General features: G+C 71.0%; 15 protein-coding genes and 1 riboswitch. Of the genes, 8 read left to right on the top strand and 7 right to left on the bottom strand.

What is annotated here, in order from left to right:
- Positions 1-35: 35 nt before the first annotated feature.
- The 4 genes from gcvH to ACGFJ7_RS11715 all read left to right on the top strand — a co-directional run bounded on the left by gcvH (position 36) and on the right by ACGFJ7_RS11715 (position 5,075).
- The gene (gene gcvH / locus ACGFJ7_RS11730; RefSeq protein ID WP_392642152.1) at positions 36-425 is read left to right on the top strand and encodes a glycine cleavage system protein GcvH; all 390 of its coding nucleotides are present in this window, start codon (positions 36-38) and stop codon (positions 423-425) included.
- Positions 426-586: 161 nt separating this feature from the next.
- On the top strand, positions 587-3,073 hold the full coding sequence (locus ACGFJ7_RS11725) for a DEAD/DEAH box helicase (RefSeq protein WP_392642151.1): 2,487 nt from the start codon (positions 587-589) through the stop codon (positions 3,071-3,073).
- Complete coding sequence (locus ACGFJ7_RS11720) at positions 3,073-4,407, top strand: ATP-binding protein (RefSeq protein WP_360249177.1); 1,335 nt, start codon at positions 3,073-3,075, stop codon at positions 4,405-4,407. Before ACGFJ7_RS11725 ends, ACGFJ7_RS11720 begins: the two co-directional genes overlap by 1 nt.
- Positions 4,404-5,075 (top strand): response regulator, encoded by a 672-nt coding sequence (locus tag ACGFJ7_RS11715; RefSeq protein ID WP_392642150.1) that lies wholly within the window; start codon positions 4,404-4,406, stop codon positions 5,073-5,075. Before ACGFJ7_RS11720 ends, ACGFJ7_RS11715 begins: the two co-directional genes overlap by 4 nt.
- Here ACGFJ7_RS11715 and ACGFJ7_RS11710 read toward each other — a convergent pair.
- Together ACGFJ7_RS11710 and ACGFJ7_RS11705 are read right to left on the bottom strand one after the other, a co-directional pair.
- Positions 5,072-5,278, bottom strand: a complete 207-nt coding sequence (locus ACGFJ7_RS11710) for a 4-oxalocrotonate tautomerase family protein (RefSeq protein ID WP_360249183.1) — start codon at positions 5,276-5,278, stop codon at positions 5,072-5,074. The two genes, ACGFJ7_RS11715 and ACGFJ7_RS11710, sit on opposite strands and share 4 nt — an antisense overlap.
- Before the next feature lie 84 nt (positions 5,279-5,362).
- On the bottom strand, positions 5,363-5,965 hold the full coding sequence (locus ACGFJ7_RS11705; RefSeq protein ID WP_392642149.1) for a TetR/AcrR family transcriptional regulator: 603 nt from the start codon (positions 5,963-5,965) through the stop codon (positions 5,363-5,365).
- A 102-nt stretch (positions 5,966-6,067) separates the two neighbouring features.
- Here ACGFJ7_RS11705 and ACGFJ7_RS11700 point away from each other — a divergent pair, with 102 nt between their 5' ends.
- Positions 6,068-6,304 carry a hypothetical protein gene (locus ACGFJ7_RS11700; protein ID WP_360249189.1) on the top strand — a complete coding sequence of 79 codons (237 nt, stop codon included), beginning with the start codon at positions 6,068-6,070 and terminating at the stop codon, positions 6,302-6,304.
- Between the two features lie 724 nt (positions 6,305-7,028).
- Here ACGFJ7_RS11700 and ACGFJ7_RS11695 read toward each other — a convergent pair.
- From ACGFJ7_RS11695 to mgrA, 4 genes are all read right to left on the bottom strand, one after another.
- On the bottom strand, positions 7,029-7,406 hold the full coding sequence (locus ACGFJ7_RS11695) for a hypothetical protein (RefSeq protein ID WP_360249192.1): 378 nt from the start codon (positions 7,404-7,406) through the stop codon (positions 7,029-7,031).
- A 119-nt stretch (positions 7,407-7,525) separates the two neighbouring features.
- Positions 7,526-8,278 carry a DNA polymerase beta superfamily protein gene (locus ACGFJ7_RS11690; protein ID WP_392642148.1) on the bottom strand — a complete coding sequence of 251 codons (753 nt, stop codon included), beginning with the start codon at positions 8,276-8,278 and terminating at the stop codon, positions 7,526-7,528.
- On the bottom strand, positions 8,275-8,931 hold the full coding sequence (locus ACGFJ7_RS11685; RefSeq protein WP_360249198.1) for a DNA polymerase beta superfamily protein: 657 nt from the start codon (positions 8,929-8,931) through the stop codon (positions 8,275-8,277). Before ACGFJ7_RS11685 ends, ACGFJ7_RS11690 begins: the two co-directional genes overlap by 4 nt.
- Positions 8,931-9,926: an L-glyceraldehyde 3-phosphate reductase gene (gene mgrA / locus ACGFJ7_RS11680; RefSeq protein ID WP_360249201.1), complete on the bottom strand. Its 996-nt coding sequence runs from the start codon at positions 9,924-9,926 to the stop codon at positions 8,931-8,933. Before mgrA ends, ACGFJ7_RS11685 begins: the two co-directional genes overlap by 1 nt.
- 52 nt (positions 9,927-9,978) lie before the next feature.
- Positions 9,979-10,074: riboswitch (glycine riboswitch) on the top strand.
- 71 nt (positions 10,075-10,145) lie between these two features.
- Here mgrA and gcvP point away from each other — a divergent pair.
- Complete coding sequence (gene gcvP, locus ACGFJ7_RS11675; protein WP_392642147.1) at positions 10,146-12,950, top strand: aminomethyl-transferring glycine dehydrogenase; 2,805 nt, start codon at positions 10,146-10,148, stop codon at positions 12,948-12,950.
- 60 nt (positions 12,951-13,010) lie between these two features.
- Here gcvP and ACGFJ7_RS11670 read toward each other — a convergent pair whose 3' ends face one another.
- Positions 13,011-13,211 carry a DUF5999 family protein gene (locus ACGFJ7_RS11670; protein ID WP_097321528.1) on the bottom strand — a complete coding sequence of 67 codons (201 nt, stop codon included), beginning with the start codon at positions 13,209-13,211 and terminating at the stop codon, positions 13,011-13,013.
- Between the two features lie 124 nt (positions 13,212-13,335).
- Between ACGFJ7_RS11670 and ACGFJ7_RS11665 the strand changes: the two genes are divergently transcribed.
- Together ACGFJ7_RS11665 and ACGFJ7_RS11660 are read left to right on the top strand one after the other, a co-directional pair.
- Positions 13,336-14,535: a chorismate-binding protein gene (locus ACGFJ7_RS11665; protein ID WP_392642146.1), complete on the top strand. Its 1,200-nt coding sequence runs from the start codon at positions 13,336-13,338 to the stop codon at positions 14,533-14,535.
- Between the two features lie 54 nt (positions 14,536-14,589).
- On the top strand, positions 14,590-14,754 hold the full coding sequence (locus tag ACGFJ7_RS11660; protein ID WP_360249210.1) for a hypothetical protein: 165 nt from the start codon (positions 14,590-14,592) through the stop codon (positions 14,752-14,754).
- Positions 14,755-14,887 lie beyond the last annotated feature (133 nt).

Below are 14,887 nucleotides of genomic sequence, written 5' to 3'. Positions count from 1 at the left end.
CTGTGCGTTCCGCCGTTCACCAGAGGAGCGGGCCGATGACCGGCGAGAGCTACCCGGCCGATCTGCGCTACCACCGGCAGCACAACTGGGCCCGGATCGAGGGTGACACCGCCACCTTCGGCATCACCTGGTTCGCTCAGGACAACCTGCAGGAGATCGTCTACTTCGACGCCCGGGCCGTCGGCGACGCGGTGGCCCGGGACGAGCCGTACGGCGAGATCGAATCGGTCAAGGCGGTCTCCGACGTCGACGCGCCGCTGTCCGGGGTGATCCTGGAGGTCAACACCGCCCTCGCCGACGGTGCCGCCGCCCTCAACCAGGACCCCTACGGCCGGGGCTGGACGGTCAAGGTGAGGCTGTCCGACCCGGACGAGGCCGGCCTGCTGCTCACCGCCGACGAGTACCAGACCACGATCAGCCGCTGAGGCCGCCGGAACGGCACGTGGTCCAGCCGCACCCCGATCTCGGCCGGGCCGGGCCGGCTGGTGGCGGTGGCGCGAGGGCCACGACGGCGAACCCTCCCCGGCTGGGTAACCACGAGCGGGCAGAACAGGCGCGGTCAGGGCCATCATATGATTGTCAGATCATGACATTGACCGATCGTCTTCCCGGCACCAGCGAGCCCGACGCCGTGTTCGACGCCTTCCAGAAGTGGGCGACCGAGCAGGGGCTGGCGCTCTACACCCACCAGGAAGAGGCGCTCATCGAGGTCGCCACGGGGGCGAACGTCATTCTGAACACCCCCACCGGCTCCGGTAAGAGCCTCGTCGCCACCGGCGCGCACTTCGTGGCGCTCGCCGACGGGCGCACCACCTTCTACACCGCGCCGATCAAGGCCCTGGTCAGCGAGAAGTTCTTCGCCCTGTGCGCGATCTTCGGGGCGCACAACGTCGGCATGCTCACCGGCGACGCCAGCGTCAACGCGGACGCCCCGATCATCTGCTGCACGGCCGAGGTGCTGGCCAACCTCGCGCTGCGCGAGGGCGCGGACGCCGACGTCGGCCAGGTCGTGATGGACGAGTTCCACTTCTACAGCGAGCCCGACCGGGGCTGGGCCTGGCAGGTGCCGCTGATCGAGCTGCCGCAGGCGCAGTTCATTCTCATGTCGGCCACGCTGGGCGACACCACCCGCTTCGTCGACGACCTGTCTCAGCGCACCGGGCGGCCCACCGCCGTGGTGAGCAGCGTCGAACGGCCGGTTCCCCTGCTTTTCTCGTACGCCATGACGCCGCTGCACGAGACGATCGAGGAGCTCCTGCAGACCAAGCAGGCGCCGGTCTACATCGTGCATTTCACCCAGGCGGCCGCCCTGGAGCGGGCGCAGTCGCTGATGAGCATCAACATGGCCACCCGCGAGGAGAAGGACAAGATCGCCGCCGCGATCGGGAACTTCCGGTTCGCCGCGGGCTTCGGCCGTACGCTCTCCCGGCTGGTCCGGCACGGCATCGGCGTGCACCACGCCGGCATGCTGCCCAAATATCGCCGTCTGGTGGAGACCCTGGCCCAGGCCGGTCTGCTCAAGGTGATCTGCGGGACGGACACGCTCGGCGTCGGCATCAACGTGCCGATCCGCACCGTACTGTTCACCGGGCTGTCGAAATACGACGGGGTCAAGACCCGGCTGCTCAAGGCACGCGAGTTCCACCAGATCGCCGGGCGGGCCGGCCGGGCCGGGTTCGACACTCTGGGTACGGTCATCGTGCAGGCCCCCGAGCACGTCATCGACAACGAGCGCGCCCTCGCCAAGGCCGGCGACGACCCGAAGAAACGGCGCAAGGTCGTCCGCAAGAAACCGCCCGAGGGCACCATCGGCTGGGGCCAGCCCACGTTCGACCGCCTGGTCGCGGCCGAGCCGGAGCCGCTGAACAGCTCCTTCCAGGTGTCGCACGCGATGCTGCTCAACGTCATCTCGCGTGGTGGCGACCCGTTCGCGGCCATGCGGCACCTGCTGACCGAGAACCACGAGGAGCCGGCCGCCCAGCGCAAGCACGTCCGGCGGGCCATCGCGATCGCCCGGGCGCTGCTGGCCGGCGGGGTCATCGAGCGGACGCCCGAGGGCACGTACCGGCTGACCGAGGATCTTCAACTGGACTTCGCGCTCAACCAGGCCCTGTCACCTTTCGCGCTGGCCAGCCTGGAACTGCTCGACCCGGAGGACCCGTCGTACGCGCTCGACGTCGTCTCGGTGATCGAGTCGACCCTCGAGGACCCGCGGCAGGTGTTGTCGGCGCAGCGGCAGAAGGCCCGCGGCGAGGCCGTCAACGCGATGAAGGCCGAGGGCATCGAGTACGAGGAACGGATGGCGCTCCTGGAGGACGTCACCCACCCGCGGCCGCTGCTGGAGCTGCTGGAGGCCGCGTACGAGACGTACCGCCGTGGCCACCCGTGGGTGGCCGACTACGAGCTCAAGCCCAAGAGCGTGGTGCGGGACATGTACGAGCGGGCGATGACCTTCACCGAGTACGTGTCGTTCTACGGCCTGTCGCGCTCCGAGGGGATCGTGCTGCGCTACCTGGCCGACGCGTTCCGGGCGCTGCGGCAGACCGTGCCCGAGGACCGGCGTACCGAAGAACTCACCGACCTCATCGAGTGGCTCGGCGAGCTCGTCCGGCAGGTCGACTCGAGCCTGCTCGACGAATGGGAACGCTTGCGCAACCCCAACTTCGACATCGAGGAGGTACGCCTCGACGACAAGCCGCCCGCGGTCACGCGCAACACCCGCGCGTTCCGGGTGCTGGTCCGCAACGCGATGTTCCGCCGGGTCGAGCTGGCCGCCCTGCGCCGCTGGGACCTGCTGGGCGAGATGGACGGCGAGCACGGCTGGACCGCGCAGCGCTGGCAGGACGCCATCGAGGACTACTTCGACGAGTACGACGAGATCGGCACCGGGCCGGCCGCGCGCGGCCCGGCGTTCCTGCACATCGACATCACCCCGACGGCGTGGAACGTCCGCCAGGTCTTCGAGGACCCGGAGGGCGACCACGACTGGGGCATCGACGCCACCATCGACCTGGCCGCCTCGGACGAGGCGGGCGCGGCGGCGATCGTGGTCACGGCCGTCGGCCCGCATTGATGCTGTCGCGGCCCCGGCGGATCGGGGGGTTCGCCGCCGCCGCGGCCGGGGTGCCACTGCTCACCCTCGTCTCGTACGGGATCGATCTCGCCCTGCCGGACGTGGTGCTGATCCTGGTCGCCGCGGTCGTGGCCGTGGCCCTGCTCGGCGGCCTGTGGCCGGCGCTGCTGGCCGCGGTCGGCGGTTTCCTGCTGCTGAACTTCTACTTCACCGCCCCGCTGTACTCGCTCGAGGTCAACACCGGTGAGGGCCTGCTGGCGCTGGTCGTCTTCTTCGGTGTCGCCTTCAGCGTCTCGTGGGTGGTCGACCTGGCCGCGCGCCGCACCCGGCAGGCCGACCGGGCCGCCGCCGACGCCCGCACCCTGGCCGCGGTGGCCGGCGGCGTGCTGACCGGCCCCGACCCGCTGAACGGGCTCCTCGGCCAGCTCCGCGACAGTTTCGGGCTGTCGTCGGTGACCCTGCTCGAGGACGGCGTGCCGGTGGCCGCCGCCGGTGAGGCCGCGATCCACGGGGACGCGACCGTCGCCGTGGACGGCTCGCTCTCCCTGGTCCTGCGCGGGCACGCACCGTCGCCGGACCAGTGGCAGGTGGTGCAGGCCTTCGCCGCCCAGGCCGCGGTCGCCCTGCGCCAGCAGCGGCTGGCCATCGCGGCCGAGGGCGACCGGGTCCGCACCGCCCTGCTGGCCGCCGTCGGCCACGACCTGCGGACCCCGCTCGCGTCGGCCAAGGCGGCCGTGGCCGGCCTGCTCAGCGAGGAGGTCGAGTTCGACGCGGCCGACCGGCACGAGCTGCTGGAGACCGCCGACGAATCCCTCGACCGGCTGGCCGCCCTGGTCTCGAACCTGCTCGACATGAGCCGCCTGCAGGCGGGCACGCTCGGCATGGTCCCGGCCGACGTCGGTCTCGAGGACGTGGTGCCGCGCGCGCTGGACGAGCTCGGCCCGCCCGGGCGCCGGGTCGCCGTCCAGCTGCCCGACGACCTGGCCGCGGTCCGGGCCGACCCCGGCCTGCTGGACCGCGTGCTGGTGAACATCGTCGGCAACGCGTTGCGGTACTCGCCGGCCGAGCGGCCGCCCACGATCACCGGGCGGGTCGCGGACGGGCGGGTCGAGCTGCGCGTGGTCGACCACGGCCCGGGCATCCCGGCCGCCGACCGCGACCGGGTGTTCCTGCCGTTCCAGCGGCTCGGCGACCGTGACAACCACACCGGGGTCGGGCTCGGCCTGGCCCTGTCCCGCGGCCTGACCGAGGCGATGGGCGGGACCCTGACCCTCGAGGACACACCCGGAGGCGGCCTCACCATGGTCCTCAGCTTGCCGATGAGTGCGACGTGACGCGCATCCTGGTCGTCGACGACGACCCGCAGATCGTCCGGGCCCTGCGGATCAACCTCCGGGCCCGGCAGTACGACGTCGACGTCGCCCCCGACGGCGCCGGCGCGCTCAAGGCGGCCGCCGCCCACCCGCCCGACCTGGTCGTGCTCGACCTGGGCCTGCCCGACATGGACGGGGCCGAGGTGATCCGCGGGCTGCGCGGCTGGACCAGCGTGCCGATCATCGTGCTGTCCGGCCGGGCCGAGGGCACCGACAAGGTGGCCGCCCTCGACGCCGGCGCCGACGACTACGTGACCAAGCCGTTCGGGGTGGACGAGCTGCTGGCCCGCATTCGTGCGGTGACCCGCCGCGCCCACACGGCCGAGGGCAGTGGACCGGCCACGGTCACCCTGGGCCAGTACACGATCGACCTGTCCGACCACACGATCACCCCCGAGCAGCGGCTCACCCCGACCGAGTGGCAGCTGCTGGAACGCCTGCTGCGCAACCCGGGCAAGCTGATCACCCAGCGCAGCCTGCTGCACGACGTGTGGGGCCCGCAGTACGGCACGGAGACGAACTACCTGCGCCAGTACATGGCCCGCCTGCGCCGCAAACTCGAGGACGATCCGACCCGCCCCCGCCACCTCATCACCGAGCCCGGCATGGGCTACCGCTACCAGCCCTAGCTGCGGCCGAGCATGTCGGCGGTCAGGACGGTGCCGCCCAGACCCCAGCCGCCTTCGGTGACCTCCTCGACCAGGACGAGAGTGGTGGCGCGGGCCCGTTCGCCGTACACGTCGGCGTAGGCGTCGGTGACGGCGTCGATCAGCTTCTTCTTCGACTCCGGGGTCAGGGTGTCGGCGGGAACCTTCAGGTTGGCGAACGGCATGACAGGTCTTCCTTGTCCACTGCGTTAGTGGCGATATCTTTGATCCGTATCGCCGATACGACGAATGTAGCACGGCGCGTTCGGTCACCCCGCGTGGAAGAGCCGGTCGACCTGGTGGTCGATCAGGTCCACGGCGTACTGCGGTGTGTGTTGCCCCAGCAGAACGGGCGGCTGCAGTCCCTGTGCGCCGGCCACGAGGAAGGCCGCTTCGGCCCGCGGGTCCAGGTCCGGGCGCGCGTGGCCCAACTCCTGGCCCTGGCGCAGCAGCGACGCGATGAGGTCTTCGAGTCCGTGCGGGCTGTCCCGCACGGAACGGGCCAGGGTGGCATCGGTTAAAAACCGCGTGAAGTACGCGGCGTGCACCACCTGCGTGCGGCGCCTCTCCTCGTCCAGGGGGAGCAGTTCCAGCAGGATCGCCCGGACCACGGCTCGCGGTGACGGGTCGGGACCGAGGTCGCTCATCCGCTCGGCCGCACGCCGTTCGGCGTCGGCGTTCAGGATCTCCAAGGCGCCCAGCAGCAGGTGCTCGCGGGTGCCGAAGTAGTACTGCAACTGCCGCGCCGGCACGCCCGCTTCGGCGGCGACATGGCGCAACGTGACGTCCTCGAGGCCGCCGCGGGCGGCGAGCCGCCACACGGCCTCGGCGAGCCGATGCCGGCGTTCCTCGTGATCGACGTGTCGGGGCATGCGGCTGGTCCTCGGCGGCTCGCGGGTGGTGGTCCGATCGTACCAAAATCTGTTATGGTCCGATCGAACCACAACGCGAGCGACGAAGGAGGGGAGATCGCGATGAGGCGTGTCTTCGTGCTGGTCGTGGGCATGGTCCTGTTGGTGGTGGGAGCTCAGGGCGGTATCCGCCTGCTGGCCGACCACGACAACGCCGGCGTCCTGCGCTGGCTGCCGGGCGGATTCGCCGCTCAGCTGGCCGGCTTCGCCGCGATGACCCTGGTCGGCGCCGTCCTGGCCTCGGCGGGCGCGGCGAAGGCCCGCCGATCCGGCTCGGCCGACGGCGGGCAGCGATCGTGACGCGATGGGGTCGCGCGGGGAGCAGCGATGTGCTCACCGCCGGCTGGCCCCGGATGGTCTGAAGGCCCGGAGACCGGTCTCCCAATCGACGACCAGGCGCAGCCGCGACGGCACCGGATCCCACACGAACCAGCCGGCTGTCCGATGCCCTGTCGGCCCCCTGTCGGCCCCCTGCGGCCGGTTGCCCTCGCGCCGCGCGCGATCACCACTCGCCGTCGAGCGGAAGGAGACGAACGTGAGGCGGCGCCGGTCGAGACCGCGGCCCGAGCCTGACCCGGCCAGCGTCAGCTCAGGCGGTGAGTGAGCCGCTGCGACCGTTCGGGGTTGCGGCGGCCGAGGGCAGTGATGTCGGTTCACGCGCGGCAACCCGCTCGCGCTCGCGGAGTTGCCGCCCGGGAGCGCTCGCCGGCGGTTTCGGTCTGCCAGGCGGAGCCCACCCTCCTACGCGCGGCCTGTTCCGAGGTGCGGTGGCCGGAGTGCAGCGGCGTCGGTTCCGGCGCTGGCCGCGACCGTTCGGCGGTGCGGCGGCCGAGGTGTCCCGTCGGCTCAAGCGGCGAGGGCGCCCGCGGCGAGCTGGTCGTCCGCGCGGCGGGCGGCGGTCGAGGTGCCGCGACGTCGGTTCAGGCGGTGAGGGCGCTCGCAGCGAGCTGGTCGGCGGCGCGGCGGGCGGCGGCGCGGCGGGCGGCGGCGCGGCGGGCGGCGGTCGAGGTGCCGCGACGTTGGCTCAGGCGGTGACGGCGCCTGCGGCGAGCTGGTCGGCGGCGCGGCGGGCGGCGGCCAGCCGCAGGCGGGGGTGCCGGGTCTCCCAGGCCGCGCGGACGGCGCGGGGGAGGTTCAGGTCGGGCCAGACGCGGACCAGGGTCGGGCCGTCGAGGTAGGCGCGGAGCTCGGTGACGCGGATGGCCTCGCGCAGGACGTTCTCGTACATCCAGGCAAGCATGGTCGGCTCGGCCAGGTCGAACGCCCGCTGGGGGCCCCACCACAGCCGCAGCGGCAACTCGACCAGGCCGGCGGTGGGCCCGCGCAACTCGCCGAGGGTGCCGGCCACGAGGACCGGCCGGTGGGGCCGGGCCAGATGGACGGGGGCAAGGGTGGCGCTCATGCGATCAGCGTAAACCGACCCCGCCTCCGAAACGTAATTCCTAGATTCCTAGGATGCTTTAGCGGCAGTGCGGCAAGCCGCACCTCGAACAAATACGACGGCTTCGCCGGCCACCGAACTCAAACGGTCGCGAGGCGTGCGTTCACCACGAGCTCGTGCAATGCGGAAACCGCCGAAGCCGGCGGGGTGGCCGGCAATGCGGAACTGTCCCGGGCCGCTTCCAGGGCGTCCCGCAGGGCGGCGGCGTCCTTCAGCAATCGCGACGTCAAAGCCGTGGGGAATGGTCCGTGCTCCGCGTCGCGCTTGAGGGCGATCAGATCCCGTACGTAATCCAGGCCGTTCCCGAGCACATTCAGGTCGGTTTCGAGTTTGCCCGTGCGCATCAGATGCTGTCCGGTGAGCAGGACCCGCAGCAGATACAGCGCCGGTTTCAGGTCGCCGGTCTTGGCGAAAAGCCGTTCCTGGGTGGCGGCGAAACCCAGATAGTGGTGGGCGTGGTTGCTTGTGACGAAGCTCGGGGCCAGTTCCGTCAGGGCCGCGTGCAACGGCGTCGTCGTGACGATCAGCGGGGAGAGCAGCTGTTCGAGGACGTAGCCGTTGCGGCTGTTGAGCAGGCGGGCGAACTTGAGCAGGTCGTGGCTGACCACGTCGAGTTCGACGCCGTCGCGGTAGCCGCCGCTCTGCAGGGTTTCGGGGCCGGTGCGCAGGCCCACCACCTCGGCCGCGGGGAGCAGGTGGGCGGCGCGCAGGTCGAGGTCGGAGTCGACGGAGGCGAAGCCGTAAAGGTGGGCGCCGCTGACCGTCGCGAAGATCACCTGGTGGGGGAGGGTGGCGACGATCTCGGCCGACCAGTCCGGTACCTCGATGGTCATCGGAGGCCTCTTTCCCGTACGCGGACGAGCAACTGGTCGATGGTGGTGCGATCCGGCTCGGAGGGCAACGTGGTTTCCGAGGCCGCGGCGGCGAGATCCTGCTGGAGTTCGGCGGCCCAGCCGGTCACCGACGGCCACGCGACGTCGCCCCGTTTGATCGCGAGCAGTTGATCGCGGAAGGGGCTGACGTCGAGCAGGATGTCGCCGGTGCGCAGGACGTGGGCGCCCGCCATGAGCAGGCGGATCATGTGCATGGCCTGTTTGTGGTTGGTCTGGCCGGTGCGGTCGCGGCGGGCGGCGACGCGGGTGAGCTGGTCGCGGGCGTACGACCCGTACGTGTCGGCGACCCGGCGTGACAGGAACGCCTGCCGTACCGACAGCAGGTCCTCGCCGTCGGGGGTGACGGTTTCGATCAGGGGTGACCAGAGCACTTCGAGCACCGTCGGGTTGGCCTGCAGGGCGAGCGTGCAGAAGCGCTCGATCTCCCAGGAGAACTCTTCCTCGCGGGGGCCGTCGCGGTGGGTGGGTGGCTTGTCGAGGTGCCAGAACAGGCGGGTGGGTGCGGCGTAGACGCCGCGGCGGTCGTGGTCGGACCGCGGGCCGGCCAGGCCGTACGCGCGGGAGCCGACCACGACTCCGAGGATGGTGGTCATTACAGGTCGAGGACCGTGCCGTCGATCTCGCCGATCTCCTCGTCGCTGAGCGGGAGGTTGGTGATGGCGGCGACGTTGTTCTCGAGCTGCTGGACGCTGCTGGCGCCGATGATGAGGCTGGTCATGCGCTCATCGCGCAGGGCCCAGGCCAGGGCCATCTGGGCCAGGGACTGGCCGCGCCGGCGGGCGATGTCGTTGAGGGCGTGGATGCGGGCGAGGGTGTCCTTGTCCAGGTCGCTCTCGTTGAGGAAGTTGCTGGTGCGCACGCGGCTGTCGTCGGGGATGCCGCCGAGGTAGCGGTCGGTGAGCAGGCCCTGCTGCAGGGGGCTGTAGGCGATGGCGCCGGCGCCGGCCGTCTCGAGGGTGTCGAGCAGGTTGTCCTTCTCGATCCAGCGGTTGAGGATCGAGTACGACGGCTGGTGGATCAGCAGCGGGGTGCCGAGTTCGCGCAGGATGCGGGCGGCTTCGGCGGTCTCGGCGGACTTGTAGTTGGAGAGGCCGACGTACTGGGCCTTGCCGGCGCGGACGATGGCGTCGAGGGCGCCCATCGTCTCCTCGAGCGGGGTGTCCGGGTCGGGCCGGTGGTGGTAGAAGATGTCGACGTAGTCGAGGCCGAGGCGCTGCAGGGACTGGTCGAGGCTGCTGACCAGGTATTTGCGGCTTCCCCACTCGCCGTAGGGGCCGGGCCACATGTAGTAGCCGGCTTTGGTGGAGACGACGATCTCGTCCCGGTGCGCCTTGAGGTCGGTGCCGAGGATGCGGCCGAAGTTCGATTCGGCGCTGCCGGCCGGCGGGCCGTAGTTGTTGGCCAGGTCGAAGTGGGTGACGCCGAGGTCGAAGGCGCGGCGGACGATGTCGCGCTGACGCTGCCAGGGGCGCTCGTCGCCGAAGTTGTGCCAGAGGCCGAGCGAGATCACGGGGAGCTTGAGTCCGCTGCGGCCCGTACGCCGGTAGGTCATGGTGTCGTAGCGGTCTTCCGCGGGGGTGTAGGTCACAGTCCTACCCTTCCGGTTTCCTGGCTGTGCTTTATCCACTGGTAGTTTGGTACTTAGCCATGCGGGAGAGATCACCAGGGTTAGTCGGTGGCGCCGAAGGGGCAAATCCTCCCCGGAACCTCTCAGGCAAAAGGACCGCATGGGCAGGCGACTCTGAAGCGTGCTGGTGGGCGTGACAGAGGGGGAGGCCGCCTTGTCGACCTCTCTGTAGGAGCCGTCATGACGTTCGCATCCCGGCACATCGGCCCGGACCAGGACGAGCAGACCCATATGCTCAAGAACATCGGGTACGCGTCGTTGGACGCCCTGATGGACGCCGCGATCCCCGAGGTGATCCGCTGGCACGGCACGCTCGATCTGCCGGCCGCCGCCTCCGAGGAGGAGACGATCGCCGAGTTGCGGGCGATCGCGTCGCGGAACACGGTGACGACCTCGATGATCGGGTTGGGGTACTACGGCACGCACACCCCGGCGGTGATCAAGCGGAACGTGCTGGAGAACCCGGCCTGGTACACGGCGTACACGCCGTATCAGCCGGAGATCAGTCAGGGGCGGCTCGAGGCTCTGCTGAACTTTCAGACGATGGTCACCGATCTGACCGGGCTGACCACCGCGAACGCGTCGATGCTGGACGAGGGCACCGCCGTGGCCGAGGCGATGACGTTGGCCCGGCGGGCTTCGAAGTCCAAGTCTCCGGTGTACGTCGTCGACGCCGACACCCTGCCGCAGACGCTGTCCGTTCTGCGGACCCGGGCGGAGCCGCTCGGCATCGTCATCGAGATCGTTGATCTTGACGGTGGCGCGTCGTTGCCGGACGGGTATTTCGGGCTTCACCTGCAATACCCGGGTGCTTCGGGTGCGGTGCGGGATCACGCCGCCCTGATCGAGCAGGCGCACGCCGCGGGCGCGCTGGTCACGGTGGCGGCCGACCTTCTCGCGCTGACGCTGCTGCGGGCGCCGGGGGAGATCGGCGCCGACATCGCGGCCGGCACCACGCAGCGGTTCGGTGTTCCGCTGGGCTTCGGTGGCCCGCACGCCGGCTACCTCGCGGTGCGGGCCGGGCTCGAGCGGTCGCTGCCGGGCCGGCTGGTCGGTGTGTCGAAGGACGCGGACGGCGCCCCGGCTTACCGGCTGGCGTTGCAGACCCGTGAGCAGCACATCCGCCGGGAGAAGGCGACCAGCAACATTTGCACCGCGCAGGTGCTGCTGGCGGTCATGGCGAGCATGTACGCGGTGTACCACGGCCCGGCCGGTCTGAAGGCCATCGCCAAGCGGGTGCATGATCACGCGCTGACCGTGGCCGGCAGCCTGACCGCGGCCGGCATCTCGGTGACCAGCGACGCGTTCTTCGACACGGTGACCGCCGTGGTGCCGGGCCGGGCCGCCGCGATCGTCGAGGCCGCCGCGGCCGAGGGTGTCGACCTGCGGCTGGCCGACGCCGACCACGTGTCGGTGGCCTGCGACGAGACGACCACGGCGGCGCACGTCGCCACGGTGTTGACCGCCTTCGGCGTGCCGGCCTCCGCGCCGGCGTCGTGCGGCGCGAAGCCGCTCGGGCGTACCACCGAATTCCTGACCCACCCGGTCTTCGGATCGCACCACTCCGAGACGAGCATGCTGCGGTACCTGCGCAAGCTGTCGGACCGGGACTACGCGCTGGACCGGGGCATGATCCCGCTGGGGTCGTGCACGATGAAGCTCAACGCCACCACCGAGATGGAGCCGGTGACCTGGCCCGAGTTCGCCAACATCCACCCGTACGCCCCGGCGTCGCGGACCGCCGGCTACGAGCACCTGGTGTCGTCGCTGGAGGGCTGGCTGGCCGAGATCACCGGGTACGACGCGGTGAGCGTGCAGCCGAACGCGGGTTCGCAGGGTGAGCTGGCCGGTCTGCTGGCGATCCGCGGCTACCACCGTTCGCGGGGCGAGGAGCACCGCACCGTGTGCCTGATCCCGTCGAGCGCGCACGGCACGAACGCGGCCAGCGCGGTCATGGCCGGCATGAAGGTCGTGGTCGTCGCCTGCGACGAGAACGGCAACGTGGACATGTCCGACCTGCACGCCAAGATCGCGGCGCACGCCGCGAACCTGGCCGCGATCATGGTCACCTACCCCTCGACCCATGGTGTGTACGAGACGTCGATCGCCGACCTGTGCGCGGCGGTGCACGACGCCGGCGGTCAGGTGTACGTGGACGGGGCGAACCTGAACGCGCTGGTCGGCTACGCCCGGCCGGGCCGCTTCGGCGCCGACGTGTCGCATTTGAACCTGCACAAGACGTTCTGCATCCCGCACGGTGGCGGCGGCCCGGGCGTGGGCCCGGTGGCCGTGCGCGCCCACCTGTCGGAGTTCCTGCCGGGCGACCCGCTCGCCACCGGCGATCACCACGCCGTCTCCGCGGCCGCCCACGGCTCGGCCGGCATTCTGCCGATCTCGTGGGCGTACCTGCGGATGATGGGTCCCGACGGCCTGGTCGCGGCGACCGGCGCCGCCGTGCTGGCCGCCAACTACGTGGCCGCGCGGCTCAGCGAGCACTACCCGGTGCTCTACGCCGGCAACAACGGCCTGGTCGCGCACGAGTGCATCCTCGACCTGCGGCCGATCACGAAGGCGACCGGTGTGTCGGTCGACGACGTGGCCAAGCGGCTCATCGACTACGGCTTCCACGCGCCGACGATGTCGTTCCCGGTGGCCGGCACCCTGATGGTGGAGCCGACCGAGAGCGAGGACCTGGCCGAGCTGGACCGGTTCTGCGACGCGATGATCGCGATCAAGGGGGAGATCGACCGGGTGGCGGCGGGCGAGTGGCCGGCCGGCGACAACCCCCTCGCCAACGCGCCGCACACGGCGGCCGCGGTGACGGCGGACGTCTGGGAGCACCCGTACCCGCGCTCGGTGGCGGGTTTCCCGCCCGGCGTCGACAAGACGGCGAAGTACTGGCCGCCGGTGCGCCGGATCGACGGCGCCTACGGCGACCGCAACCTGGTGTGCTCCTGCCCGGACCCGTCAGCGTTCGAGGACTGATCCGGGGTTGACCTGTCGCCCTTCGGTTACGCTCAGTAGCCGAAGGGCGGCTTGTTTCCGCTACGCCGCGAGGGCGTGCCGGGCGGGGCCCCGGTGCGGTTCGATCATGGTGCCGTCGGGGAGGATCTCACCGGTGTCCTCGAAGACGATGACGCCGTTGCAGAGCAGGCTCCAGCCTTGCTCGCGGAAGGTGGCGACAGTCCGGGCGGCCTCGCGGTCGACGGCCTCAGCGTTGGGACATTGGTTCGTGTGCTGGCACAACATTGCGATTCTCCGGTCGGGGGTTGTGTGAAGACTCACAACGACGGTGACGGACGTTACCTGAATCCGAACGACCTTGGATCGGGCGGGTGACGGCGTCCCATTGAAAGAATCCTCGGTTCCGATGGTCCACGGAACTCCTCCGATCGACCACTTCCCCCACCCTCTTTCGGTGCTGCCGCCGGGTGCTCCGGGGTCCTGCCAGGGCCGTCACCGTGCGTCAACAGTGTTCCAGTGGTACCGGTGTGACGGTGGTGACCCTGCCGAGCTTGTCGCCAGGTACTTGGAAGCCAACGGACTGCCGGTGCGAAACATTGGCCGAACGGCCACCCAGATTCGCCCGACTGGCGCTGGCTCGGTCTGCGGGGCCGCACTGTACGTGTCGGCGGATGCCGGTTGCGTGATGGCCGGCGGCGTGCCGGGCGCGCCCACCCCGGTACCGGGGATTCCCGACGTCTACGCGGTTGTGTACGTCCACATCTCCACTCACGAACAGCCGCCGTCACCGGTTCACTACGCCCTGGGAGCGTGGACGCCGAGCTGGTCCCCGCGGGCCCACGCTGAAGCGGTTCAGGCCGTCCGCGAGGCCATCGGCCGGGGCGACGTCTACCAGGCCAACGTGGTGGGCCACGCGAGCGCCCCGTACGAGGGTGATCCCACCGCGGCCCTGCGCCGGGTGGCCACGCTGCCCGGCGCCCGCTACGGCGGCGTCCTGTCCGGCGACGGCTGGTCCCTGGCCACGGCGTCGCCGGAGACCCTGGTCGAGGTCCGCCACGGCCGGGTCATCACCCGCCCGATCAAAGGCACCCGCCCGGCCACCCCCGAGGGCCGCCGCGAACTGCTGGCCTCGGCCAAGGAACGCGCCGAACACGTCATGATCGTCGACTTGGAGCGCAACGACCTGGCCCGCCTGCCCGGCCTGGGCCCGGTGACGGTCGACGAGCTTTTCGCCGTACGCCGATGGGTCGACCTCTGGCAGGCCGAATCAGTCGTCTCGGCGCCGATCGTGGGCCGCCTCGACCTGGCCGACCTGCTCCGCGCCGTCTGCCCCGGCGGCTCGGTGACGGGCGCGCCGAAACTGGCCGCCCTGGCCGAGATCGCCACCCTGGAGCCGGTGGGCCGCGGCGTCTCCATGGGCGCCGTCGGCTGGCTGGGCCACGATCACCTGGACCTGGGCCTGACCATCCGCACGGTCGCGGCCGACGGCCACCGCCTGCACGCCTGGGCCGGCGGCGGCATCACCTGGGACAGCGACCCCACCGCCGAGGTGGCCGAGGCCGCCGCCAAGGCCGCACCCCTCCGCGCCGCCCTGGCCCCCACCTGACCCCGACCGCCAAGCCGCGCTGATCGGCCAGTTCCGTAGCGCCGCGTCGGCCACGTGTCTCAGTTCATCGGACGTCGCACCGTCGGCGGCCTGAAAGGCGAGGCCGTCGGCGATCGTCATGACGTCGCGGCCGATCCTCTCCGGATCGGCGTCGTCCGGCAGGTCACCCTCCGCCTCGGCCCGCCGAAACCGGTCGCGCGGCGGCGCCTGATCGCCTGACCACCGCCGGGGGTTTCGGTCGAACCGCCGGCTCCCGGCTACGGTCGGGCCCTCGGCCCTCCGCGCCGCTTTGGCCGAGGCTGACCGCACCGTCGGCGAGGCGGCGAGAGGCGGCTGCTTCGGGTCGTCGTCC

It is taken from the genome of Actinoplanes sp. NPDC048988, assembly GCF_043197815.1.
Classification (GTDB): domain Bacteria; phylum Actinomycetota; class Actinomycetes; order Mycobacteriales; family Micromonosporaceae; genus Actinoplanes.
The sequence above is the reverse complement of the archived record's forward strand: the minus strand, read 5'-3'. Positions and strand labels throughout refer to the sequence as shown.

Excerpts from the sequence above, each read along its gene's own strand:
- gcvH (WP_392642152.1), top strand. The coding sequence starts at position 36 with ATGACCGGCGAGAGCTACCCGGCCGATCTGCGCTACCACCGGCAGCAC.
- ACGFJ7_RS11725 (WP_392642151.1), top strand. The coding sequence starts at position 587 with ATGACATTGACCGATCGTCTTCCCGGCACCAGCGAGCCCGACGCCGTG.
- ACGFJ7_RS11720 (WP_360249177.1), top strand. The coding sequence starts at position 3,073 with ATGCTGTCGCGGCCCCGGCGGATCGGGGGGTTCGCCGCCGCCGCGGCC.
- ACGFJ7_RS11710 (WP_360249183.1), bottom strand. The coding sequence starts at position 5,278 with ATGCCGTTCGCCAACCTGAAGGTTCCCGCCGACACCCTGACCCCGGAG.
- ACGFJ7_RS11705 (WP_392642149.1), bottom strand. The coding sequence starts at position 5,965 with ATGCCCCGACACGTCGATCACGAGGAACGCCGGCATCGGCTCGCCGAG.
- ACGFJ7_RS11700 (WP_360249189.1), top strand. The coding sequence starts at position 6,068 with ATGAGGCGTGTCTTCGTGCTGGTCGTGGGCATGGTCCTGTTGGTGGTG.
- ACGFJ7_RS11695 (WP_360249192.1), bottom strand. The coding sequence starts at position 7,406 with ATGAGCGCCACCCTTGCCCCCGTCCATCTGGCCCGGCCCCACCGGCCG.
- ACGFJ7_RS11690 (WP_392642148.1), bottom strand. The coding sequence starts at position 8,278 with ATGACCATCGAGGTACCGGACTGGTCGGCCGAGATCGTCGCCACCCTC.
- ACGFJ7_RS11685 (WP_360249198.1), bottom strand. The coding sequence starts at position 8,931 with ATGACCACCATCCTCGGAGTCGTGGTCGGCTCCCGCGCGTACGGCCTG.
- gcvP (WP_392642147.1), top strand. The coding sequence starts at position 10,146 with ATGACGTTCGCATCCCGGCACATCGGCCCGGACCAGGACGAGCAGACC.
- ACGFJ7_RS11665 (WP_392642146.1), top strand. The coding sequence starts at position 13,336 with ATGGTCCACGGAACTCCTCCGATCGACCACTTCCCCCACCCTCTTTCG.